This window comes from Bradyrhizobium sp. th-b2, assembly GCF_000426785.1.
GTDB lineage: Bacteria > Pseudomonadota > Alphaproteobacteria > Rhizobiales > Xanthobacteraceae > Bradyrhizobium > Bradyrhizobium septentrionale.
Genome location: NZ_AUGA01000021.1, coordinates 117,630 through 139,872, shown reverse-complemented (window position 1 = coordinate 139,872; position 22,243 = coordinate 117,630). Strand labels below are relative to the sequence as shown.

Sequence of the window (22,243 nt, the reverse complement as noted above, 5' to 3'; positions counted from 1 at the left end):
TTGCTGCCGGTGACGATCGGCACGCGAGGAGAAGACCATGAATCAAGAGATTATGAATCTTTTCAATCCGACGACGCCGGCTCAGGTCTTCGACCAGATCCGGATTTCGATCGCGTCTCCGGAGAAGATTCTGTCCTGGTCGTACGGCGAGATCAAGAAGCCGGAGACCATCAACTACCGCACCTTCAAGCCGGAGCGTGACGGCCTGTTCTGCGCGCGCATCTTCGGGCCGATCAAGGACTACGAGTGCCTGTGCGGCAAGTACAAGCGGATGAAGTACAAGGGCATCATCTGCGAGAAGTGCTCGGTTGAGGTGACGCTGTCGCGCGTCCGCCGCGAGCGCATGGGCCATATCGAGCTGGCGGCGCCGGTCGCCCACATCTGGTTCCTGAAGTCGCTGCCGTCGCGCATCGGCCTCTTGCTCGACATGACGCTGAAGGATCTCGAGCGGATCCTCTACTTCGAATATTACGTCGTTCTCGAGCCGGGTCTCACCGCGCTGAAGGACCGTCAGCTGCTGTCGGAAGACGAGTATCTGAAGGCGCAGGACGAGTACGGCCAGGACAGCTTCACCGCCATGATCGGCGCCGAGGCGATCCGCGAGCTGCTCAAGGGTCTCGAGCTCGAGAAGCTCGAGGCGACGTTGCGCGCCGACATGGCGGAGACCGACTCCGACATCAAGCACAAGAAGCTCGCCAAGCGTCTGAAGATCGTCGAGGCCTTCCGCGTCTCCGGCAACAAGCCGGAATGGATGATCATGACGGTCGTGCCGGTGATTCCGCCGGACCTGCGTCCGCTGGTGCCGCTCGACGGCGGCCGGTTCGCGACTTCCGACCTCAACGACCTGTATCGCCGCGTCATCAACCGCAACAACCGCTTGAAGCGGCTGATGGAGCTGCGTGCGCCCGATATCATCATCCGCAACGAAAAGCGCATGCTGCAGGAGGCCGTCGACGCGCTGTTCGACAACGGCCGACGCGGCCGCGTCATCACGGGCGCCAACAAGCGCCCGCTGAAGTCGCTCGCCGACATGCTGAAGGGCAAGCAGGGCCGGTTCCGCCAGAACCTGCTCGGCAAGCGCGTCGACTATTCGGGCCGTTCGGTGATCGTGGTCGGTCCCGAGCTGCGCCTGCACCAGTGCGGCCTGCCGAAGAAGATGGCGCTCGAGCTGTTCAAGCCGTTCATCTATTCGCGGCTCGACGCCAAGGGCCTGTCCACCACGGTGAAGCAGGCCAAGAAGCTGGTCGAGAAGGAGCGTCCGGAGGTCTGGGATATCCTCGATGAGGTGATCCGCGAGCATCCGGTGCTGCTCAACCGCGCGCCGACGCTGCATCGCCTGGGCATCCAGGCGTTCGAGCCGGTGCTGATCGAAGGCAAGGCGATCCAGCTGCACCCGCTGGTCTGCGCCGCCTTCAACGCCGACTTCGACGGCGACCAGATGGCCGTGCACGTTCCGCTGTCGCTCGAAGCGCAGCTGGAAGCGCGCGTCCTGATGATGTCGACCAACAACATCCTGCATCCGGCGAACGGCCAGCCGATCATCGTGCCGTCGCAGGACATCGTGCTCGGCCTCTACTACGTCTCGATCATGCGCGAAGGCCTGCCCGGCGAGGGCAAGATCTTCGGCGACATGGCCGAGCTCGAGCACGCCCTGCATTCGAAGGTCATCCACCTCCACACCAAGATCAAGTACCGGTGGGAAGGCCTCGACGAGGAAGGCAAGCTGTCCAAGCGCTGGATCGAGACCACCGCCGGCCGCGTCATGCTCGGCAATCTGCTGCCGAAGAGCACCAAGATCTCGTACGACATCATCAACAAGCTGATGACCAAGCGCGAGATCTCCGGCGTGATCGACCAGGTCTACCGTCACTGCGGTCAGAAGGAGACCGTGATCTTCTGCGACCGGATCATGGCGCTCGGCTTCTACAACGCCTTCAAGGCGGGCATCTCGTTCGGCAAGGACGACATGGTCGTGCCGGCGTCGAAGTGGAAGATCGTGGACCAGACCCGTACGCTGGCGAAGGATTTCGAGCAGCAGTACAATGACGGCCTGATCACCCATGGCGAGAAGTACAACAAGGTCGTCGACGCCTGGTCGAAGGCCGGTGAAGAAGTCGCCAAGGCGATGATGAAGGAGATCTCCTCCACCAAGAAGACGGCGGCGGGGGCGGATGCCGACATCAACTCGATCTACATGATGGCGCACTCCGGTGCGCGTGGTTCGCCGGCGCAGATGCGCCAGCTCGCCGGCATGCGCGGCCTGATGGCCAAGCCGTCGGGCGAGATCATCGAGACGCCGATCATTTCCAACTTCAAGGAAGGTCTGTCGGTGCTCGAGTACTTCAACTCGACCCACGGCGCCCGCAAGGGTCTCGCGGACACCGCGTTGAAGACCGCGAACTCGGGCTATTTGACCCGCCGTCTGGTCGACGTCGCGCAGGACTGCATCATCACGCAGACCGATTGCGGCACCAAGCTCGGCATCAAGATGCGCGCCATCGTCGATGCCGGCACCGTGGTCGCCTCGCTCGGCTCGCGCATCCTGGGCCGCACGGCCTGCGATGACGTGCGCGATCCCGCCACCAACGAGATTGTCATCAAGCGTGACACGTTGATGGAGGAGACCCATGTCGACGCGATCCAGCAGGCCGGCATCCAGGAAGTGAAGATCCGCTCGGCGCTGACCTGCGAGCTGATCAACGGCATCTGCGCCAAGTGCTACGGCCGCGATCTGGCCCGCGGCACCCCGGTCAACCACGGTGAGGCCGTCGGCGTCATCGCGGCGCAGTCGATCGGTGAGCCCGGTACGCAGCTGACGATGCGCACGTTCCACATCGGCGGCGCGGCGCAGCTCAACGAGCAGTCGTTCGTCGAATCGAACTTTGACGGCAAGATCGTGATCCGGAACAAGGCCATCGCCCGCAATAGCGAAGGCAATCTGGTCGCGATGGTGCGCAACATGGTCGTTGCGATCGTCGATGCCGACGGCACCGAGCGTGCAACCCACCGTATTCAGTACGGTTCGAAGATGCACGTCGACGAAGGCGACACGGTCAAGCGCGGCCAGCGCATCGCCGAGTGGGACCCCTATACCCGCCCGGTGCTGAGCGAAGTCGAGGGTACGATCGGTTTCGAGGATCTGGTCGAAGGCCAGTCGATCTCGGAAACGCTCGACGAGTCCACCGGTATCGCCAAGCGCGTGGTCATCGACTGGCGCACGACGCGCGGCGGTTCGGACCTGCGCCCGGCCATCGTGGTCAAGGGCAAGGACGGCAAGGTGCTGAAGCTCGCGCGTGGCGGCGATGCCCGCTACATGCTGTCGGTCGACGCCATTCTGTCGGTCGACATCGGCGCGAAGATCATGCCCGGCGACATCCTGGCGCGTATCTCGACCGAGAGCGCCAAGACGCGTGACATCACCGGCGGTCTGCCGCGGGTGGCGGAACTGTTCGAGGCTCGCAAGCCGAAGGACGCGGCGATCATCGCGGAAACGGCGGGAACGATCCGCTTTGGCCGCGACTACAAGAACAAGCGCCGCATCTCGATCGAGCCGATGGACAAGACCGAGGAGCCGCGCGAGTACCTGATCCCGAAGGGCAAGCACATCCACCTTCAGGACGGCGACATCGTCGAAAAGGGCGATTTCATCGTCGAAGGCAATCCGGCGCCGCACGACATCCTGGCGATCAAGGGCATCGAGGAACTCGCTGCCTATCTGGTCAACGAAATCCAGGAGGTCTACCGGTTGCAGGGCGTGCTCATCAACGACAAGCACATCGAGGTGATTGTCCGTCAGATGCTGCAGAAGGTCGAAGTCACCGACCAGGGCGACACCGACATGATCTCGGGCGAGCAGGTCGACAAGATCGAGTTCGACGCGCTCAACACCAAGGCCAAGGAGGAGGGCAAGAAGCCCGCCACGGGTACGCCGGTTCTGCTCGGCATCACCAAGGCGAGCTTGCAGACCCGCTCGTTCTTCTCGGCGGCGTCGTTCCAGGAGACCACGCGCGTGCTCACCGAAGCTGCCGTCAACGGCAAGGTGGACCCGCTCGAAGGCCTCAAGGAGAACGTCATTGTCGGCCGCCTGATCCCGGCCGGCACCGGCGCCTCGATGGCGCGGATCCGCGAAGTCGCGGTCAAGCGCGACAAGCTGATCCTCGACGAGCGCGAGAAGCAGCAGGCGGCGATCGTGCCGACGGCTCCGGAAGCGGAGCCGCTGGCGCTGCCGCCCGCGGAATAGGCATCCGCAAGACTACGGTAATGGCGAGAAGGCCGGCGTTTTGCCGGCCTTTTTGCTGCTTTCTTTCCCTGCTGCGGTGCAGGGACGCAGTTTGTTCATCTTTCCTTCAGGCAAAAAAGTGCTTTTGCTAAGGTGACTTAGACCGGCTGTTTGGCTCGTGCCGGAGACGACGGAATCCATATGCTCGACTTGGCTATCGTAGGCGGCGGCCCCGGGGGGCTGATGAGCGCCTGGTATCTGAAACGCAAACTCGGCGATCTCTGCCGCGTCACCATCTTCGAGGCGTCGAACCGACTCGGCGGCAAGATCGTCACGCGCAAATTCGACACCGCGCCTGCGATGTACGAGGCCGGCGTTGCCGAGATCTACGATTACTCGATGACGGGACCCGACCCGCTGCGCGAGTTGATCCAGCATTTCGGCCTGCAGACGATCCCGATGGATGCCGAGCAGGTCCAGCTCGACGGCGAACTGCTCGCCGACGTGCCGGGCATGCGCCGCAAATACGGCGCGAAGACCGCGGCCGCGATCGAGGCGTTCCGCAAGCGCTGCAGCGACATGGTGTCGCCGCACGAATATTACGAGGGGATCGGCGCCCACGACAACGAGCACCCCTGGGCCTACAAGACCGCCGAGCAGATCCTCGACGAGGAGGTCGACGACGCGACCGCCAGGCGCTTCTTCAAGGTGATGGCGCGCTCCGACATCGCGACCGAGAGCCACAACACCAACGGCCTCAACGCGCTGAAGAACTACGTGATGGACGTCGACGGCTATATCGGCCTGTATTCGATCCAGAACGGCAACGAGCAGCTGATCGATTGCCTGCGCTCGGAGGTCAACGCCGACATCCAGCTCAACCATCGCGTTCTCAAGGTCGGCAAGACCGCAAGCGGCCGCTACCAGCTCAACATGATGAACGGCAAGGGGCCGGAGACGCGCGACTTCGACCTCGTGCTGGTCTGCCTGCCGCACTCCTGGCTCGCGACCATGCGCTGGGACGGCGAGCAGCTGCGCAAGTCGATGGTCAAGCACGTCGCCTATTTCGACCGGCCCGCGCACTATCTGCGCGTCTCGATCCTGTTCGACGAGCCGTTCTGGGGCGAGAAGGTCCCGGGCGCCTGGTTCATGTCGGAAGCGTTCGGCGGCTGCTGCGTCTACAATGAGGGCGCGCGCCACGACGTCGGCAAGCACGGCGTGCTGAACTGGCTGATCGCGGGCTCCGACGCGCTCGCCTTCGCCAATCTCAGCGACCAGGAACTGTTCGATGCCGCGCTGAAGTCGCTGCCGGCCTCGCTCGGCGATGCCCGCGCGCATTTCCTCGAAGGCAAGATCCATCGCTGGCTGTCGTCGGTCAACGCGCTGCCGGGCGGCCTGCCGGTGCGCGACGTCATGACCAACCACCGTCCCGAGCCGAAGGAGCATCCCGGCATCGTGGTGGTCGGCGACTATCTGTTCGATTCGACGCTGAACGGGCTGCTCGATTCCTCCGATGCGGCGACCGACATCGTCGTCACCGAGATGATGCGATTGCGGCGCGCCCGCGCGCAGGAAAGCGCCGAGGTCTCCGACAAGATCGACCGCGGCTATTTCGACAATTATCGCGGCGCCGGCCCCTACAGCGAAGCCTGGCGCAACTTCACCGACCCGGCCTATCTGACCGACCTGATCAAGACGGTGTGGGGCAGGGCGAAGGGCTACAAGCTCCTGATCGCCGGCTCCGCCAGCGGCGAGCTGGTCGGCGCGCTGCGCGAGCGCGGCATCGATGCCTGGGGCATCGAGAACAACCGCTACATCCACGGCAAGACGCAAAAGGCGCTGAAGAAGTACAACAAGCTCGGCTCGATCGCCGACCTGCCGTTCAAGGCCAATGAGTTCGACTTCGTGTTCGAGACCTCGCTGTGCCATCTCGGCGAGAAGCAGGTGGTGCGCGCGGTGCGCGAGCTCAACCGCGTGGTCAAGACCGGCCTCGTGTTCGCGTCGGTGACCTCGGACATGGCGCCGGCGGTGATCGATCGCTACGACCTGCTGCGCGGGGTGAAGAAGCTCGGCACCTGGTGGGAGTGGTCTGAATTGTTCTTCGGCAACGGCTTCGACCTGTCGATGCACCGCCGCGATTGCACCGACCAGCTGTGGGCGCTGACGCTGGGCGCCAACAAGGGGCCGGGGCAGTGGTACGCCGACTCCGACAGCCTGCGCTATTCGTTCTTCGACAAGGTCGAGGCCGACCTCGACGACTAGCGGCAGCGACGAGCGGGCATTCGGCGCAAGGCGGCCACCTTGCGTCAGACAACTGTCAAACGGCGGCATGGCTCCGATCCCGAATCGACGGGCGGTGCGAACACGCAGCGATCGTTGCAAACGCTTTGCCGAATGCATCCTGATCGCTTAGGATCGCCGCCGCGGTTTCGATTTTGCGGTCATGCCGGCCGTGGAGCATCGGTTGGTTTCATGGCGCCTAAACCTCCTGCATCAGACGATCCAAGTCGGGCCGATGCCGGCGATCCCGAGCTGAAGAAGAAGCCCGTCATCGTGACCGGTCTGCCTGCGGCGGCGGCTTCCGCGAAAGCGGCCGCGGCGCCGGATGATGATGACGAGGAGGATGAGGACGACGAGCTTGAGCTCGATGACGATGATGATGACGAGGACCTCGTCGTCTTCACCGCCAAGGAAGCCGCCGGCGCGCTTTCTACGATCTTCGGCTTCGTCAGGCCGATCCTGGCGGACTACAAGAAGCCTTTCGCCTTCGTCGCCATCGGCGTGCTGGTCGAGACGTTGTTCAACGTCATCATGCCGCTCAGCCTCAAATTCCTGATCGACGACGCCCTCGGCGAGGAGGATTTCGGAGCCCTCTACAAGATTCTCGGCGTGCTCGCGGTGGCCGGCATCGTCACCTCGATCATCGCGGTCTGGTACGAGCGCTGGGATGCGCGGCTTGCCGCCGGCATCATTGCCGATGTGCGGACCCGTATCTTCGACCACGTCCAGAACCTGCCGTCGGCCTATTTCGCACGCACCAAGCGCGGCGAGATCCTGTCGCGCTTCTCGATTGATCTGTCGGCCTTCGAGGGCTCGATCAAGACCTTCGCCAACAGCGCGGCGCTGCCGGGCTTTGAGCTGGTCGCCGGCATCATCCTGATGCTGTTCCTGAACTGGCAGCTCGCCGCGGTCGCCTTGCTGGTGTTTCCGATCACGCTGATCGGGCCGCGCATCCTGACGCCGAAGGCGGTGCAGGCCAATTACGAGCAGAAGCAGAACGAGGCGGCGCTGCTCGGAATGGTGCAGGAGAACGTCGCCGCCCAGGCGGTGGTCAAAGCGTTCAACCTGCAGCGCCGGGCGCTCGGCTGGTTCACGATGCGCAACCGCGACGTCCGCGCCAAGGCCGCCTCGGCGATGTTCCTGTCGACCATGGTGGAGCGCACCGTCACCATCTCGGTGCTGCTGCTTCACCTCGTGGTGCTGGCGATCGGCGCCTATCTCGCGACCAAGGGGCAGATCACGGTAGGCACCTTCGTGACCTTCGAGAGCGCGTTCTGGGAGGTGTCGTACAACATCGCCCATCTGATGCACTTCATTCCGGTATCGATCTCGTCGGCGGCGGCGGTGCGGCACATCCAGGAACTGCTCGACGAGCCGACCCGCGGCGCCGATCGTCCCGGCGCGCCGGATCTGCCGCGGATCACCAACGACATCTCATTCGACCGCGTCACCTTCCAGTATGAGGGGGCGCAGACGCCGGTGCTCGACAATCTCAGCCTCAAGCTCAATGCCGGCAAGAGCATAGCGATCGTGGGTCCCAGCGGCTCCGGCAAGAGCACGCTGATTAACCTGATCCTGCGGCTCTACGTGCCGGACGAGGGCCGTGTCGCGATCGACGGCGTCGACATCCGCCGGGTGACGCGCGAATCGCTGCGGGCGAGCATGGCGGTCGTGTTCCAGGAGAACATGCTGTTCAACATGTCGATCCGCGAGAACATCCGGCTCGGCAAGGAAGGCGCGACCGATGCCGAGGTCGAGGACGCCGCCAGGAAGGCCGAGATCCATCGCTACATCATGGGCCTGCCGCAGCGCTACGACACGCCGGTCGGCGAGCGCGGCGATACCTTGTCGGGCGGCCAGCGCCAGCGCATCGCGATCGCGCGCGCGATCATCCGCAACCCGTCCGTGTTGCTGCTCGACGAGGCGACCTCGGCGCTCGACCAGACCACGGAAGCGGCGATCAACCGCACGCTGCTCAAGGTCGCCGAGGGCCGCACCATGATCTGGTCGACCCACCGCCTGACGTCGGTGGTCGAGATGGACGAGATCATCGTGATATCAAGCGGCAGGGCGATCGAGCGCGGCTCGCACGAGGAGCTGCTGGCCAGGAACGGCGTCTACCGCAAGCTGTGGGACGACCAGGGACATCACGGCACAGACGACGAGGATGACGACGACGCGGACGACGATGACGATGACGACGAGGAGGATGAGGGCGAAGACGAGGAGGCGTGACGCCCACGCCGCCTTGCCGCTGATGTCCGGGCGCGCTCTTCAGCCGATCCGGCCCTTACGCCCTGTCGGCTGCGTGCGGACGCTGCCGGAAGCGATTGGCCGGCCGGGCTGCTGACGATGCCGCCAGTGGGCCGTGCAGCCGGCGCAGCCAGCTCCGGCCGATATAGCCGAAGAAGCGCGCCCAGCGCTGGGCTTGCCAGTAGGGCCCGGTACCGATCGAGACCTCGCGGAAGCTGAATGCCTTGCCGTTCGACCAAGCGTCGCATTCCGTCTTGACCGGATCGTCGTAGAACGTGGTGATCTTATCCTCGCCCATGCCGTCGGTCGCAAGCCAGGCCGGGATATGGACGTTGCAGAGCTGGGCCACGTCAGTGAACACCTTGTCGGTCCCGGTGCCGGTGACCGGGCAGGTGCTGGCGAAGGCATCGCCGACCAGCACGACGCCGGCCTGCCGATAGCCGGTGCTGACATAGACATCGGCGGGCCTGATCTTGACGTCGCCGACGACGTCGAACTCGCCCGTGAGCCGGCGCAACCGCGGCAGCGCGGCGTTCAGCGTCTCGACCGGATTGCGCCGCATCGCGCGCAGCCAGGGATCGTCGGCCTGACGGTAGGTGAAGAGGTTGGCGCGCATCCGGTTCACGACCGGAAACAGCGTGATGTAGGGGATGCGGTCGCTCGGCCGCTCCGAGAAATAGGTCATCGCCGCGAACGGGAACGCGGGGCGGCCGACGGGGACGAAATCGAAGCCGAGCGAGATCGAGTGGCTGTGGCTCGTGACCAGCCGCTCGATGCCGAGGGTCCGGCGCAGCCCGACGTTGAGGCCGTTGGCGAGCACCACGAGCCGCGCCGAGATCTCCTCGCCACCGGAGAGCACGACCTTCTGCCGCTCGGAGCTGGTCGCGACATTGGCGACCTTGTCGCTGATGAATTCCGCCGGCCCCGCGATTTCGTTCCGGATCGCCGCGATCAGCGCGTCGTACATGATGCCGTATTGCCGGCTCGGCTGCCGGTCGAGCAGATAGCCGAATCGCGCGATCCAGTTCTCGCCGTCCAGCGTCGCCGAACGGAGGACGGATTCGGCAAGGCCGGTCCTGGCGAATCGCTCGAGCTGGAGGTCGCCGGCGATCTTTTCGACGCGGAAATCGAACGGGTAGACCTGATGTGGGTCGATCAGGATGCTCGGTATCCCGGCACGGCCGAGCATGGCGGCCGCGATCGAGCCCGCAAGGCCGCCGCCGATGATCGCGATGTCGGTGTACCGCATGAGTGAGTTCCGTGGCCGTAGACCCCGATTTTTGCGCCGCGAATGGCAAATAAAGGCTTAGTTTCGAAGTTTGCCTTCAGGTCTAAGTTGGGGAGAGTTGTTTCTATTCTTGTTTTATCCGGGTATAATATGATTCTGCCGGGTGGCCCGCGACTCGGTCAAAGGGCGAGGGGAGGTGCGCAGGCTGTCCTATTCCGTCGCGCGCCGTGCCGCGGCGAAATGCAAAATCTGCAAGCGCCAGAGGCGTTTCTTTGCTTGTCGTTTTGCTTGACTTCACTATCTCTCGATTATACAAGGCGGCCACTTAACGACAGGCGGTGAGCTACGCCAGCGTCGGAACGGAACACCCGAAGGCCCTTTTTTAGGAGCCGGACGGGCACCAACCTCGACGAATGCCGCTCAAACGCTGTCGATGATAGCTAGGCAATGCCAGGACGATTTTAGTTCTCTTGAGCACGTCCTCTTGAGAGTGAATTCGGATGCATGACCTCGGTGGCGGACCGAACAGCGAACGCTGAACGGTCCGGGATCGCGGTCCTCTGTGGCGTCGATGCGCTTTCCGCTCAGCGATGAGTGGTTGGCGCGATTTCGCTTTGCGCGGTTGCTTGTTCCGCGTCGAGCGGGCCGTACGGGACGGCTAGTCCTGAGAAGAAATTTGCGGAGCCATTCAAGGCTTTCGCGCGAACTAAAGGGTGAAGGCTGCATGCCGACGATCAACCAGCTGATCGCAAAACCACGTGAAGTGCAGAAGTCGCGCAAGAAGGTGCCGGCGCTGCAGCAGTCGCCGCAGAAGCGCGGCGTTTGCACGCGCGTCTACACCACGACCCCGAAGAAGCCGAACTCGGCGCTTCGTAAGGTCGCCAAGGTGCGCCTGACCAACGGCTTCGAGGTGATCGGCTACATTCCGGGTGAAGGCCATAACCTGCAGGAGCACTCGGTGGTCATGATCCGCGGCGGTCGCGTCAAGGACTTGCCCGGCGTGCGCTACCACATCCTCCGCGGCGTGCTGGATACCCAGGGCGTCAAGAACCGTAAGCAGCGTCGTTCGAAGTACGGCGCGAAGCGTCCTAAGTAAGCGGGAAACGATCAGATGTCGCGTCGCCATTCTGCTGAGAAGCGTGAAGTTCTTCCGGACCCGAAGTTCGGGAACATCATCATTACGAAGTTCATGAACTCGGTGATGTACGCCGGGAAGAAGTCGGTTGCCGAAAACATCGTCTACGGTGCGCTCGGCATGATCGAGGCCAAGACCAAGCAGCCCCCGCTCGGCGTGTTCGAGCAGGCGCTCGAGAACGTGATGCCGACCATCGAAGTCCGCTCCCGCCGCGTCGGCGGCGCGACCTACCAGGTCCCGGTCGAAGTCCGTTCGGTGCGCCGTCAGGCGCTCGGCATCCGCTGGCTGATCTCGGCCGCCCGCGAGCGCAACGAGAAGACCATGACGGAGCGCCTCTCGGCCGAACTGCTCGACGCGTCGAACAATCGCGGCAACGCCGTCAAGAAGCGCGAAGACGTGCACCGGATGGCGGAAGCCAACCGCGCCTTCTCGCACTATCGCTGGTAACGGCGAAACACGGAATTTAAGGAACAGCCTATGCCTCGCGTTCATGCCATAGAGAACTACCGCAACTTCGGTATCATGGCGCATATCGACGCCGGTAAGACCACGACCACCGAGCGCATCCTCTATTACACCGGCAAGAGCCACAAGATCGGCGAAGTGCACGAAGGTGCCGCGACGATGGACTGGATGGAGCAGGAGCAGGAGCGTGGCATCACGATCACCTCGGCTGCGACCACCGCGTTCTGGAACGGCAAGCGTCTGAACATCATCGACACCCCCGGCCACGTCGACTTCACCATTGAGGTCGAACGTTCGCTGCGCGTGCTCGACGGCGCCGTTTGCGTGCTCGACTCCAACCAGGGCGTCGAGCCGCAGACCGAGACCGTCTGGCGCCAGGGCGACAAGTACAAGGTTCCGCGCATCGTCTTCGCCAACAAGATGGACAAGACCGGTGCCGACTTCTTCAAATGCCTGGCCGACATCGTCGACCGCCTCGGCGCCAAGCCGATCGCGATCCAGCTGCCGATCGGTGCCGAGAACAATTTCAAAGGTCTCGTCGACCTCGTCGTCATGAAGGGCGTCATCTGGAACGATGAATCGCTCGGCGCGAAGTTCGACTATGTCGACATTCCGGAAGACATGATCGAGCAGGCCAAGGAATATCGCGAGAAGATGGTGGAAGCCGCCGTAGAGCTCGACGACGACGCTCTGGCTGCCTTCCTCGACGGCAAGGAGCCCGATGAGGCGACACTGAAGCGTCTGATCCGCAAGGCGGTGCTCACCGGTGCATTCTATCCGGTGCTGTGCGGCTCCGCGTTCAAGAACAAGGGCGTTCAGCCGCTGCTCGACGCCGTCGTCGACTATCTGCCGTCGCCGGTCGACGTGCCCGCGATCAAGGGCATTGATGACGACGGCAACGAAGTCGTGCGCAAGGCGGACGACAAGGAGCCCCTGGCGCTGCTTGCGTTCAAGATCATGGACGACCCGTTCGTCGGCACCATCACCTTCTGCCGCATCTATTCCGGCGTCCTGCAGTCGGGCACCGGCGTGGTGAACTCGACCCGCGACAAGAAGGAGCGGATCGGGCGGATGCTGTTGATGCATGCGAACAACCGCGAAGACATCAAGGAAGCCTATGCCGGCGACATCGTCGCGCTGGCTGGCCTGAAGGAAGCGCGCACCGGCGATACGCTGTGCGATCCCGACAAGCCGGTCATCCTCGAAAAGATGGAATTCCCGGAGCCGGTGATCGAAATCGCGATCGAGCCGAAGTCGAAGGCCGACCAGGAAAAGCTGGGCGTCGCGCTTGCCAAGCTCGCCGCGGAGGATCCGTCGTTCCGCGTGTCGACCGACCAGGAGTCCGGCCAGACCATTCTCAAGGGCATGGGCGAACTGCACCTCGACATCAAGGTCGACATTCTCAAGCGCACCTACAAGGTCGATGCCAACATCGGCGCGCCGCAGGTGGCGTTCCGTGAGCGCGTGACCAAGAAGGCCGAAGTCAAGTACACGCACAAGAAGCAGACCGGCGGTACCGGTCAGTTCGCCGAAGTGTCGATCGTCGTCGAGCCGAACGAGCCCGGCAAGGGCTACGAGTTCGAATCGAAGATCGTCGGCGGCGCGGTGCCGAAGGAATACATCCCCGGCGTCGAAAAGGGCCTCAACAGCGTGATGGGCTCCGGTGTCGTTGCCGGCTTCCCGGTGGTGGACGTCAAGGTGCAGCTGGTCGACGGCAAGTATCACGACGTCGACTCGTCGGCGCTGGCGTTCGAAATCGCATCTCGCGCCGCGTTCCGCGAGGCGCTGACGAAGGGCAAGTCCGTCCTGCTCGAGCCGATCATGAAGGTCGAGGTGGTGACCCCGGAAGACTACACCGGTTCGGTCATCGGCGACCTGAATTCCCGGCGCGGCCAGATCCAGGGCCAAGACATGCGCGGCAACGCCAACGTCATCAACGCGATGGTGCCGCTCATGAACATGTTCGGTTACGTGAACAACCTGCGCTCGATGAGCCAGGGTCGCGCGACCTTCACCATGCAGTTCGATCACTACGCCGAAGCACCGGCGAACGTGTCGGCTGAAGTCCAGAAAAAGTTTGCTTGATTGTCGTTGGTTAGCAACTAACGACTGAACGGAGAGTCAAATGGCCAAAGCAAAATTCGAGCGTAACAAGCCCCACTGCAACATCGGCACCATCGGTCACGTCGACCATGGCAAGACCTCGCTGACCGCAGCGATCACCAAGGTGCTTGCAGAGACCGGCGGCGCGACGTTCACCGCCTACGACCAGATCGACAAAGCGCCGGAAGAGAAGGCGCGCGGCATCACGATCTCGACCGCTCACGTCGAGTACGAGACGAAGAACCGTCACTATGCCCACGTCGACTGCCCCGGCCACGCCGACTACGTCAAGAACATGATCACCGGTGCCGCCCAGATGGACGGCGCGATCCTGGTCGTGTCGGCTGCTGACGGCCCGATGCCGCAGACCCGCGAGCACATCCTGCTCGCCCGCCAGGTCGGCGTGCCCGCGCTCGTCGTGTTCCTCAACAAGTGCGACATGGTCGACGATCCGGAGCTGCTCGAGCTCGTCGAACTCGAGGTCCGCGAGCTGCTCTCGAAGTACGAATTCCCGGGCGACAAGATCCCGATCATCAAGGGCTCGGCGCTCGCCGCCCTCGAAGACAAGGACAAGACGCTCGGCCACGATGCCATCCTCGAGCTGATGAAGAGTGTCGACGAGTACATCCCGCAGCCGGAGCGCCCGATCGACCAGCCGTTCCTGATGCCGGTTGAAGACGTGTTCTCGATCTCGGGCCGCGGCACCGTCGTCACCGGCCGTGTCGAGCGCGGCATCATCAAGGTCGGCGAGGAAATCGAGATCGTCGGGATCCGCGACACCCAGAAGACCATCGTCACCGGCGTCGAAATGTTCCGCAAGCTGCTCGATCAGGGCCAGGCCGGCGACAACATCGGTGCGCTGCTCCGCGGCACCAAGCGCGAGGAAGTCGAGCGTGGCCAGGTGCTGTGCAAGCCCGGTTCGGTCAAGCCGCACACCAAGTTCAAGGCTGAGGCCTACATCCTCACCAAGGAAGAGGGCGGTCGTCACACCCCCTTCTTCACCAACTACCGGCCGCAGTTCTACTTCCGCACCACCGACGTGACCGGTGTCGTGCATCTGCCGGAAGGCACCGAGATGGTGATGCCGGGCGACAACATCGCGATGGAAGTGCACCTGATCGTGCCGATCGCGATGGAAGAGAAGCTGCGCTTCGCGATCCGCGAAGGCGGCCGCACCGTCGGCGCCGGCGTCGTCGCCGCCATCATCGAGTAAGTACGCGAATAGGGAATGGCGAGTAGCGAGTGGATCGATCCATTCGCTGTTCGCTACTCGCCACTCACTAAAGAAAGAATACGGCAATGAACGGCCAAAACATTCGTATCCGTCTCAAGGCGTTCGACCATCGAATCCTCGATACGTCGACCCGTGAGATCGTGAACACGGCGAAGCGCACCGGTGCGCAGGTTCGCGGACCGATTCCGCTGCCGACCCGCATCGAGAAGTTCACCGTCAACCGTTCGCCGCACGTTGACAAGAAGAGCCGCGAGCAATTCGAGATGCGCACCCACAAGCGCCTCCTCGACATTGTCGACCCGACCCCGCAGACCGTCGATGCGCTGATGAAGCTCGACCTGGCCGCCGGTGTCGACGTCGAGATCAAGCTCTAAGGTTTTGGATTTTTACGTCCGCCGCTTGCGGACAGAAAGACAGGAAGCACGCCGATGCGCTCCGGAGTGATCGCACAGAAGGTCGGGATGACGCGGGTCTTTACGGAGACCGGCGAGCATATCCCTGTGACCGTGCTGAAGTTGGGCAACTGCCAGGTGCTGGGCCACCGCACGACCGAGAAGAACGGCTATGTCGCCCTTCAGCTCGGCTCCGGTGCCCGCAAGACGGTGTACATGCCGAAGGCCGAACGCGGCCAGTTCGCGGTCGCCAAGGTCGAGCCGAAGCGCAAGGTCGCCGAGTTCCGCGTGTCCGAGGACGCGCTGATCCCGGTCGGCGCGGAAATCCAGGCGGACCATTTCGTGGTCGGCCAGTTCGTCGACGTGACCGGTACGTCGATCGGTAAGGGCTTCGCCGGCGGCATGAAGCGCTGGAATTTCGGCGGTCTGCGCGCCACCCACGGTGTGTCGGTGTCGCACCGCTCGATCGGTTCGACCGGTGGCCGTCAGGACCCCGGCAAGACCTTCAAGAACAAGAAGATGCCTGGTCACATGGGCGTCGATCGCATCACTACGCTCAACCTGCGCGTGGTTTCGACCGACGTCGAGCGCGGCCTGATCCTCGTCGAAGGCGCCGTTCCCGGCTCCAAGGGCGGCTGGATCTCGGTGCGCGACGCGGTGAAGAAGCCGCTGCCGAAGGAAGCTCCGAAGCCCGGCAAGTTCAAGGTTGCCGGTGGCGAAGCTGCCGAGGCTGTGGCCGAGAAGGAGGGCGTGTGAGATGGAACTGAAAGTCACCACCCTTGAAGGCAAGGAAGCTGGCTCGGTTCAGCTGTCGGACGAGATCTTCGGTCTCGAGCCGCGCAAGGACATCATTCAGCGCTGCGTGCAGTGGCAGCTGAACAAGCGTCAGGCCGGCACGCACAAGACCCAGGGCCGCGCCGACGTCTGGCGCACCGGCAAGAAGATGTACAAGCAGAAGGGCACCGGCGGCGCCCGTCACGGCTCGGCCCGCGTGCCGCAGTTCCGCGGCGGTGGCCGTGCGTTCGGTCCGGTGGTTCGCTCCCATGCGACCGACCTGCCGAAGAAGGTGCGCGCGCTCGCGCTGAAGCATGCGCTGTCGGCCAAGGCCAAGGACGGCGGGCTGATCGTGATCGACAATGCGCAGCTCGAGGCCGCCAAGACCAAGGCTCTGATCGGGCACTTCTCGGGTCTCGGCCTGACCAATGCGCTGATCATCGACGGCGCGGAGCTGAACAACGGTTTCGCGATCGCGGCCCGCAACATTCCGAACATCGACGTGCTGCCGATCCAGGGCATCAACGTCTACGACATTCTCCGCCGCCACAAGCTGGTGCTGACCAAGGCTGCGGTTGATGCGCTGGAGGCGCGCTTCAAATGAAGAACATCGATCCGCGCCACTACGACGTCATCATCTCGCCTGTCGTGACGGAAAAGGCGACGCTCGCCTCCGAGCACAACAAGGTGCTGTTCAAGGTCGCCGGCAAGGCGACCAAGCCGCAGATCAAGGAAGCGGTCGAGAAGCTGTTCGACGTCAAGGTGAAGAGCGTCAACACCCTCGTCCGCAAGGGCAAGACCAAGGTGTTCCGCGGCAATCTCGGCTCGCAGTCGGACTCCAAGCGCGCGATCGTGACCCTTGAAGAGGGCCACCGCATCGACGTGACTACCGGACTATAAGGCGCAACGACGATGGCATTGAAAACCTACAATCCCACGACGCCGGGCCAGCGCCAGCTGGTCATGGTCGATCGTTCGGCGCTCTACAAGGGCAAGCCGGTGAAGGCGCTGACCGAGGGCAAGCTCGGCAATGGCGGCCGCAACAACACCGGCCGCATCACCGTGCGCTTCCGCGGCGGCGGCCACAAGAAGGCCTACCGCACCGTCGACTTCCGCCGCGACAAGGTGGACATGCCGGCGGTCGTGGAGCGGCTCGAGTACGATCCGAACCGCACCGCGTTCATCGCGCTGATCAAGTATCAGGACGGTGAGCTGGCCTACATCCTGGCGCCGCAGCGTCTGGCGGCGGGCGACACCGTCGTCGCCGGCAACTATGTCGACGTCAAGCCGGGCAACGTCATGCCGCTCGGCAACATGCCGGTCGGCACGATCGTGCACAACATCGAGCTGAAGATCGGCAAGGGTGGCCAGCTGGCGCGCTCCGCCGGCACCTACGCCCAGATCGTCGGCCGCGACCAGGACTACGTGATCGTCCGCCTGAACTCGGGCGAGCAGCGTCTCGTGCACGGCCGTTGCCGCGGCACGATCGGCGCGGTCTCGAACCCCGATCACATGAACATCTCGATCGGCAAGGCCGGTCGTACCCGCTGGCTCGGCTGGCGTCCGCATAACCGCGGCGTCGTCATGAACCCGATCGACCATCCGCACGGCGGTGGTGAAGGTCGTACCTCGGGCGGTCGCCACCCGGTTACTCCGTGGGGCAAGCCGACCAAGGGCAAGAAGACCCGCACCAACAAGTCGACCAACAAATTCATTCTCCTCAGCCGCCACAAGCGGAAGAAGTAAGGAACGCCGGACATGGTTCGTTCAGTCTGGAAAGGCCCGTTCGTCGAGGGTTCTCTGCTCAAGAAGGCAGATGCCGCGCGCGCGTCCGGCCGTCACGACGTCATCAAGATCTGGAGCCGCCGCTCCACCATCCTGCCGCAGTTCGTCGGCCTGACCTTCGGTGTCTACAACGGCCAGAAGCATGTGCCGGTGGCGATCAACGAGGAAATGGTGGGTCACAAGTTCGGCGAGTTCTCGCCGACCCGGACCTTCCACGGCCACTCGGGCGACAAGAAAGCCAAGAAGGCTTGAGGAATAGACGATGAGCAAACCAAAGCGCGAACGTAGCCTCGCGGACAATGAGGCCAAGGCGGTCGCCCGCATGCTGCGCGTCAGCCCGCAGAAGCTGAACCTGGTGGCGCAACTGATCCGCGGCCGCAAGGCTGCGGCTGCGCTCGCCGACCTGCAGTTCTCGCGCAAGCGGATCGCGGTCGACGTCAAGAAGTGCCTGGAATCGGCGATCGCCAACGCCGAGAACAATCATGACCTCGATGTCGACGCTCTCGTCGTTGCCGAGGCGCATGTCGGCAACGGCATCGTGATGAAGCGTTTTGCTCCGCGCGGCCGTGGCCGTTCGGGCCGTGTGTTCAAACCGTTCTCGCACCTGACCATCGTGGTTCGTCAGGTCGAGGCCGAGGCAAGCGTCTAAGAAGGGCGCAGGAGAAGACGATGGGTCAAAAGATCAATCCAATCGGGCTGCGTCTCGGCATCAACCGGACCTGGGACTCCCGTTGGTTCGCCGGCAAGCAGGAATACGGCAAGCTCCTGCACGAGGACGTCAAGATCCGCGAGATCCTGCACAAGGAGCTCAAGCAGGCGGCCGTCGCCCGCATCGTGATCGAGCGTCCGCACAAGAAGTGCCGCGTGACGATCCACTCGGCCCGTCCGGGCGTCGTGATCGGCAAGAAGGGCGCCGACATCGACAAGCTGCGCAAGAAGGTTGCCGACATCACCTCGTCGGACGTCGTGATCAACATCGTCGAAATCCGCAAGCCGGAACTCGACGCGACCCTGGTCGCTGAATCGATCGCCCAGCAGCTCGAGCGCCGCGTTGCGTTCCGCCGCGCCATGAAGCGCGCCGTGCAGTCGGCGATGCGTCTCGGCGCCGAGGGCATCCGCATCAACTGCTCGGGCCGTCTCGGCGGCGCCGAAATCGCGCGCATGGAGTGGTACCGCGAAGGCCGCGTGCCGCTGCACACGCTGCGCGCCGACGTCGACTACGGCGTTGCCACCGCGTTCACGACCTTCGGCACCTGCGGCGTCAAGGTCTGGATCTTCAAGGGCGAGATCCTCGAGCACGATCCGATGGCCCAGGACAAGAAGATGGCCGAGGGCGACAATACCCCGCGTTCGCGCCGCGACGCCGCTTGAGGCAAAGCAGGAATTTGAGGGCTTAAAGCCATGATGCAACCTAAGAAAACGAAGTTCCGGAAGGCGCATAAGGGCCGTATCCACGGCGTTGCGACCTCTGGCGCGACGTTGGCGTTCGGCCAGTTCGGCCTGAAGGCGATGGAGCCTGAGCGCGTCACCGCCCGTCAGATCGAAGCCGCTCGCCGCGCGCTGACCCGTCACATGAAGCGCGCCGGCCGCGTCTGGATCCGCGTGTTCCCGGACGTGCCGGTGTCGAAGAAGCCCGCCGAAGTCCGCATGGGCTCGGGCAAGGGTGCGCCGGAATTGTGGGTGGTCCGGATCAAGCCGGGCCGCGTGATGTTTGAGATCGACGGCGTGCCGGCGCAGACCGCCAAGGAGGCGCTGTCGCTCGCCGCCGCCAAGCTGCCGATCAAGACGCGCTTCGTTGCGCGCATTGCGGAGTAATCGCCATGGCCGATATGAAAGTTGAAGACATTCGCGCGATGAGCGACGACCAGCGGGAAGACGCGGTCCTTAACCTGAAGAAGGAACGCTTCAACCTGCGTTTCCAGCGCGCCACCGGGCAGCTGGAGAACACCTCGCGGATGCGGGAAGCCCGCCGCGATATCGCTCGTATCAAGACCATCGCCGCGCAGCTGCGCGCGAAGAAGAAGTAAGGGAAGCCTATGCCGAAACGTACTCTGCAGGGCGTGGTCGTCAGCGACAAGCAAGCCAAGACCATCGTGGTGCGCGTCGATCGCCGCTTCACCCACCCGATCTACAAGAAGACGATCCGCCGTTCCAAGAACTACCACGCGCACGACGAGAACGACCAGTTCAAGCCGGGCGACATGGTCTGGATCGAGGAATCGAAGCCGATCTCGAAGCTGAAGCGCTGGACCGTGGTCCGGGGCGAACACAAGAAAACGGCCTGATCACTTCGGCCTGGCCGAGGGAATTCAGGAAAATTTTGGGCGCGCTAAAGCGCAGAAAGAGGACGAGGTGCATCAATGATTCAGATGCAGACCAACCTCGACGTGGCCGATAATTCAGGCGCACGCCGTGTCATGTGCATCAAGGTTCTTGGAGGTTCCAAGCGCCGCTATGCCACCGTGGGCGACGTTATCGTTGTGTCGATCAAGGAAGCCATTCCGCGTGGCAAGGTGAAGAAGGGCGACGTGATGAAGGCCGTCGTGGTCCGGGTCCGCAAGGACATCCGCCGCGCCGACGGTTCGGTCATCCGTTTCGACCGCAACGCCGCCGTGCTGATCAACAATCAGTCCGAGCCGGTCGGCACCCGTATCTTCGGGCCGGTGCCGCGCGAGCTGCGCGCCAAGAACCACATGAAGATCATTTCGCTTGCGCCGGAGGTGCTGTGATGGCTGCCAAGATCCGCAAGGGCGACAAGGTCATGGTGCTCACCGGCCGCGACAAGGGTCGCACCGGCGAGGTGTTCGAGGTGCGTCCGGACGAGAACAAGGCTCTCGTGCGCGGCATCAACATGGTGAAGCGTCACCAGAAGCAGAGCCAGACCCAGGAAGGCGGCATCATCTCCAAGGAGATGCCGATCCACCTGTCCAACGTTGCGTATGTCGGCAAGGACGGCAAGCCGACCCGCATTGGGTTCAAGATTCAGGCCGATGGCAAGAAGGTTCGTGTTGCCAAGAGCTCGGGAGCAGAGATCGATGGCTGATACAGCAGCTTACACGCCGCGTCTGCGCGCGGAGTATGACAAGAAGATCCGCGGCATGATGACCGAGAAGTTCGGCTATGCCAACGTGATGCAGGTGCCGCGCCTCGACAAGGTCGTGCTCAACATGGGCGTCGGCGATTCCGTCAACGACCGCAAGAAGGCCGAGACCGCCGCTGCCGAATTGAGCTTGATCGCCGGCCAGAAGGCGATCGTGACCTATTCGCGGATCGCGATCGCGACCTTCAAGCTGCGCGAGAACCAGCCGATCGGCTGCAAGGTCACGCTGCGCAAGACCCATATGTACGAGTTCATCGACCGCCTGGTGAACGTGGCGCTGCCCCGCGTCCGCGACTTCCGCGGCCTGAACCCGAAGAGCTTCGACGGCCGCGGCAATTATTCGCTCGGCATCAAGGAGCACATCATTTTCCCCGAGATCGACTTCGACAAGGTCTCGGAAGCGCGTGGCATGGACATCACGGTGTGCACCACCGCCAAGACCGACGACGAGGCACGTGCCTTGTTGGCCGCTTTCAATTTCCCGTTCCGGCAGTGAGTAGCTGAGCCAAAGCCACTCAAACGCGGATACCCAGGAGCCAAGCATGGCAAAGAAGAGTTCGATCGAGAAGAATAACCGGCGCAAGCGGATGGCGAAGAATGCTGCCCCGCAGCGTGAGAAGCTGAAGGCGATCATCGCCGACAAGACCAAGCCGATGGAAGAGCGCTTCGCGGCGACGCTGAAGCTCGCCGAGATGCCGCGCAACTCGTCGCCGACGCGCATCCGCAACCGCTGCGAGCTGACCGGGCGTCCGCGCTCGAACTATCGCAAGAACAAGCTCTCGCGCATCGCGCTGCGTGAACTCGGCTCTAAGGGCCTGGTTCCCGGGCTCGTGAAGTCGAGCTGGTAAGGAGGGTCGGAACCATGTCTACGCACGATCCGATCAGCGATCTCATCACCCGCATCCGCAACGCGCAGATGCGCTCCAAGTCCAAGGTTTCGACCCCGGGCTCGAAGATGCGCGCCAACGTGCTCGAAGTGCTGAAGTCCGAGGGTTACATCCGCGGCTACGCCAGCGTCGAGCATGCCTCGGGCCGCAGCGAGCTCGAGATCGAGCTGAAGTATTTCGACGGCGAGCCCGTCATCCGCGAGATCGAGCGGGTGTCGAAGCCGGGCCGCCGCGTTTACGCCTCGGTGAAGAACCTGCCGCGCGTGAACAACGGTCTCGGCATTTCGGTGTTGTCGACGCCGAAGGGAATCATGGCTGACCACGAGGCGCGCGACGCCAACGTGGGCGGCGAAGTTCTCTTCACGGTGTTCTGAGGAAGGATTTTACG

Annotated in this window: 24 protein-coding genes; 23 read left to right on the top strand and 1 reads right to left on the bottom strand. The window is 63.3% G+C overall.

Features of this window, described 5'->3' with window-relative positions; genetic code table 11:
• Nucleotides 1-37 precede the first annotated feature (37 nt).
• From rpoC to K359_RS0124945, 3 genes are all read left to right on the top strand, one after another.
• Nucleotides 38-4,240: a DNA-directed RNA polymerase subunit beta' gene (gene rpoC / locus K359_RS0124960; RefSeq protein WP_029081777.1), complete on the top strand. Its 4,203-nt coding sequence runs from the start codon at nt 38-40 to the stop codon at nt 4,238-4,240.
• Between the two features lie 180 nt (nt 4,241-4,420).
• Nucleotides 4,421-6,481 (top strand): FAD-dependent oxidoreductase, encoded by a 2,061-nt coding sequence (locus K359_RS0124955; protein ID WP_029081776.1) that lies wholly within the window; start codon nt 4,421-4,423, stop codon nt 6,479-6,481.
• A gap of 210 nt (nt 6,482-6,691) precedes the next feature.
• The gene (locus tag K359_RS0124945; RefSeq protein WP_029081775.1) at nt 6,692-8,734 is read left to right on the top strand and encodes an ABC transporter ATP-binding protein; all 2,043 of its coding nucleotides are present in this window, start codon (nt 6,692-6,694) and stop codon (nt 8,732-8,734) included.
• Nucleotides 8,735-8,789: 55 nt separating this feature from the next.
• Here the strand turns inward: K359_RS0124945 and K359_RS52900 are convergent, their stop codons facing one another.
• Entirely contained in the window at nt 8,790-10,001 is a 1,212-nt protein-coding gene (locus K359_RS52900) for an NAD(P)/FAD-dependent oxidoreductase (RefSeq protein WP_035977020.1), read from the bottom strand.
• A 703-nt stretch (nt 10,002-10,704) separates the two neighbouring features.
• On the opposite strand from K359_RS52900, the gene rpsL reads away from it, so the two are divergent.
• From rpsL to rpsH, 20 genes are all read left to right on the top strand, one after another.
• A complete protein-coding gene (gene rpsL / locus K359_RS0124935; protein ID WP_028168167.1) occupies nt 10,705-11,076 on the top strand; it encodes a 30S ribosomal protein S12 in 372 nt (123 codons plus the stop codon).
• Between the two features lie 15 nt (nt 11,077-11,091).
• Nucleotides 11,092-11,562, top strand: coding sequence for a 30S ribosomal protein S7 (gene rpsG / locus K359_RS0124930; protein WP_021081660.1), 471 nt, complete (start codon nt 11,092-11,094; stop codon nt 11,560-11,562).
• Nucleotides 11,563-11,592: 30 nt separating this feature from the next.
• Nucleotides 11,593-13,665: an elongation factor G gene (gene fusA / locus K359_RS0124925; protein ID WP_029081774.1), complete on the top strand. Its 2,073-nt coding sequence runs from the start codon at nt 11,593-11,595 to the stop codon at nt 13,663-13,665.
• A 40-nt stretch (nt 13,666-13,705) separates the two neighbouring features.
• Nucleotides 13,706-14,896: an elongation factor Tu gene (tuf, locus tag K359_RS0124920; protein ID WP_029081773.1), complete on the top strand. Its 1,191-nt coding sequence runs from the start codon at nt 13,706-13,708 to the stop codon at nt 14,894-14,896.
• Between the two features lie 86 nt (nt 14,897-14,982).
• Complete coding sequence (rpsJ, locus tag K359_RS0124915) at nt 14,983-15,291, top strand: 30S ribosomal protein S10 (protein ID WP_002712302.1); 309 nt, start codon at nt 14,983-14,985, stop codon at nt 15,289-15,291.
• Between the two features lie 54 nt (nt 15,292-15,345).
• Nucleotides 15,346-16,065 carry a 50S ribosomal protein L3 gene (gene rplC, locus K359_RS0124910; protein WP_029081772.1) on the top strand — a complete coding sequence of 240 codons (720 nt, stop codon included), beginning with the start codon at nt 15,346-15,348 and terminating at the stop codon, nt 16,063-16,065.
• Nucleotide 16,066: 1 nt separating this feature from the next.
• Entirely contained in the window at nt 16,067-16,687 is a 621-nt protein-coding gene (rplD, locus tag K359_RS0124905; protein WP_029081771.1) for a 50S ribosomal protein L4, read from the top strand.
• Nucleotides 16,684-16,983, top strand: coding sequence for a 50S ribosomal protein L23 (locus K359_RS0124900; protein WP_029081770.1), 300 nt, complete (start codon nt 16,684-16,686; stop codon nt 16,981-16,983). The genes rplD and K359_RS0124900 overlap by 4 nt, the downstream gene beginning before the upstream one ends.
• 12 nt (nt 16,984-16,995) lie before the next feature.
• The gene (gene rplB / locus K359_RS0124895; protein ID WP_029081769.1) at nt 16,996-17,829 is read left to right on the top strand and encodes a 50S ribosomal protein L2; all 834 of its coding nucleotides are present in this window, start codon (nt 16,996-16,998) and stop codon (nt 17,827-17,829) included.
• A 12-nt stretch (nt 17,830-17,841) separates the two neighbouring features.
• Complete coding sequence (gene rpsS / locus K359_RS0124890; protein ID WP_018272137.1) at nt 17,842-18,120, top strand: 30S ribosomal protein S19; 279 nt, start codon at nt 17,842-17,844, stop codon at nt 18,118-18,120.
• Between the two features lie 10 nt (nt 18,121-18,130).
• Nucleotides 18,131-18,517, top strand: coding sequence for a 50S ribosomal protein L22 (gene rplV, locus K359_RS0124885; protein WP_035977016.1), 387 nt, complete (start codon nt 18,131-18,133; stop codon nt 18,515-18,517).
• Between the two features lie 20 nt (nt 18,518-18,537).
• Entirely contained in the window at nt 18,538-19,239 is a 702-nt protein-coding gene (gene rpsC, locus K359_RS0124880) for a 30S ribosomal protein S3 (protein ID WP_018272135.1), read from the top strand.
• Between the two features lie 30 nt (nt 19,240-19,269).
• Nucleotides 19,270-19,683, top strand: coding sequence for a 50S ribosomal protein L16 (gene rplP / locus K359_RS0124875; protein ID WP_029081767.1), 414 nt, complete (start codon nt 19,270-19,272; stop codon nt 19,681-19,683).
• A gap of 5 nt (nt 19,684-19,688) precedes the next feature.
• The gene (gene rpmC, locus K359_RS0124870) at nt 19,689-19,895 is read left to right on the top strand and encodes a 50S ribosomal protein L29 (protein WP_029081766.1); all 207 of its coding nucleotides are present in this window, start codon (nt 19,689-19,691) and stop codon (nt 19,893-19,895) included.
• A gap of 9 nt (nt 19,896-19,904) precedes the next feature.
• Nucleotides 19,905-20,153: a 30S ribosomal protein S17 gene (gene rpsQ, locus K359_RS0124865; protein WP_029081765.1), complete on the top strand. Its 249-nt coding sequence runs from the start codon at nt 19,905-19,907 to the stop codon at nt 20,151-20,153.
• Between the two features lie 75 nt (nt 20,154-20,228).
• Complete coding sequence (rplN, locus tag K359_RS0124860; RefSeq protein ID WP_011473865.1) at nt 20,229-20,597, top strand: 50S ribosomal protein L14; 369 nt, start codon at nt 20,229-20,231, stop codon at nt 20,595-20,597.
• A complete protein-coding gene (rplX, locus tag K359_RS0124855; protein ID WP_029081764.1) occupies nt 20,597-20,911 on the top strand; it encodes a 50S ribosomal protein L24 in 315 nt (104 codons plus the stop codon). Before rplN ends, rplX begins: the two co-directional genes overlap by 1 nt.
• Nucleotides 20,904-21,464 (top strand): 50S ribosomal protein L5, encoded by a 561-nt coding sequence (rplE, locus tag K359_RS0124850; protein WP_035977013.1) that lies wholly within the window; start codon nt 20,904-20,906, stop codon nt 21,462-21,464. The genes rplX and rplE overlap by 8 nt, the downstream gene beginning before the upstream one ends.
• A 46-nt stretch (nt 21,465-21,510) precedes the next feature.
• Nucleotides 21,511-21,816, top strand: coding sequence for a 30S ribosomal protein S14 (gene rpsN / locus K359_RS0124845; RefSeq protein WP_029081762.1), 306 nt, complete (start codon nt 21,511-21,513; stop codon nt 21,814-21,816).
• Between the two features lie 14 nt (nt 21,817-21,830).
• Nucleotides 21,831-22,229, top strand: a complete 399-nt coding sequence (rpsH, locus tag K359_RS0124840) for a 30S ribosomal protein S8 (RefSeq protein ID WP_029081761.1) — start codon at nt 21,831-21,833, stop codon at nt 22,227-22,229.
• The last annotated feature ends 14 nt before the right edge of the window (nt 22,230-22,243 follow it).

Coding starts and splice junctions, on each gene's coding strand:
- rpsL (WP_028168167.1), top strand. CDS start 10,705: ATGCCGACGATCAACCAGCTGATCGCAAAACCACGTGAAGTGCAGAAG.
- rpsC (WP_018272135.1), top strand. CDS start 18,538: ATGGGTCAAAAGATCAATCCAATCGGGCTGCGTCTCGGCATCAACCGG.
- rpoC (WP_029081777.1), top strand. CDS start 38: ATGAATCAAGAGATTATGAATCTTTTCAATCCGACGACGCCGGCTCAG.
- K359_RS52900 (WP_035977020.1), bottom strand. CDS start 10,001: ATGCGGTACACCGACATCGCGATCATCGGCGGCGGCCTTGCGGGCTCG.
- tuf (WP_029081773.1), top strand. CDS start 13,706: ATGGCCAAAGCAAAATTCGAGCGTAACAAGCCCCACTGCAACATCGGC.
- rplB (WP_029081769.1), top strand. CDS start 16,996: ATGGCATTGAAAACCTACAATCCCACGACGCCGGGCCAGCGCCAGCTG.
- rpsG (WP_021081660.1), top strand. CDS start 11,092: ATGTCGCGTCGCCATTCTGCTGAGAAGCGTGAAGTTCTTCCGGACCCG.
- rpsJ (WP_002712302.1), top strand. CDS start 14,983: ATGAACGGCCAAAACATTCGTATCCGTCTCAAGGCGTTCGACCATCGA.
- rplP (WP_029081767.1), top strand. CDS start 19,270: ATGATGCAACCTAAGAAAACGAAGTTCCGGAAGGCGCATAAGGGCCGT.
- rpsQ (WP_029081765.1), top strand. CDS start 19,905: ATGCCGAAACGTACTCTGCAGGGCGTGGTCGTCAGCGACAAGCAAGCC.
- K359_RS0124955 (WP_029081776.1), top strand. CDS start 4,421: ATGCTCGACTTGGCTATCGTAGGCGGCGGCCCCGGGGGGCTGATGAGC.
- rpsH (WP_029081761.1), top strand. CDS start 21,831: ATGTCTACGCACGATCCGATCAGCGATCTCATCACCCGCATCCGCAAC.
- rplC (WP_029081772.1), top strand. CDS start 15,346: ATGCGCTCCGGAGTGATCGCACAGAAGGTCGGGATGACGCGGGTCTTT.
- K359_RS0124900 (WP_029081770.1), top strand. CDS start 16,684: ATGAAGAACATCGATCCGCGCCACTACGACGTCATCATCTCGCCTGTC.
- rpsS (WP_018272137.1), top strand. CDS start 17,842: ATGGTTCGTTCAGTCTGGAAAGGCCCGTTCGTCGAGGGTTCTCTGCTC.
- fusA (WP_029081774.1), top strand. CDS start 11,593: ATGCCTCGCGTTCATGCCATAGAGAACTACCGCAACTTCGGTATCATG.
- rpsN (WP_029081762.1), top strand. CDS start 21,511: ATGGCAAAGAAGAGTTCGATCGAGAAGAATAACCGGCGCAAGCGGATG.
- rplD (WP_029081771.1), top strand. CDS start 16,067: ATGGAACTGAAAGTCACCACCCTTGAAGGCAAGGAAGCTGGCTCGGTT.
- rplX (WP_029081764.1), top strand. CDS start 20,597: ATGGCTGCCAAGATCCGCAAGGGCGACAAGGTCATGGTGCTCACCGGC.
- rpmC (WP_029081766.1), top strand. CDS start 19,689: ATGGCCGATATGAAAGTTGAAGACATTCGCGCGATGAGCGACGACCAG.
- K359_RS0124945 (WP_029081775.1), top strand. CDS start 6,692: ATGGCGCCTAAACCTCCTGCATCAGACGATCCAAGTCGGGCCGATGCC.
- rplV (WP_035977016.1), top strand. CDS start 18,131: ATGAGCAAACCAAAGCGCGAACGTAGCCTCGCGGACAATGAGGCCAAG.
- rplE (WP_035977013.1), top strand. CDS start 20,904: ATGGCTGATACAGCAGCTTACACGCCGCGTCTGCGCGCGGAGTATGAC.
- rplN (WP_011473865.1), top strand. CDS start 20,229: ATGATTCAGATGCAGACCAACCTCGACGTGGCCGATAATTCAGGCGCA.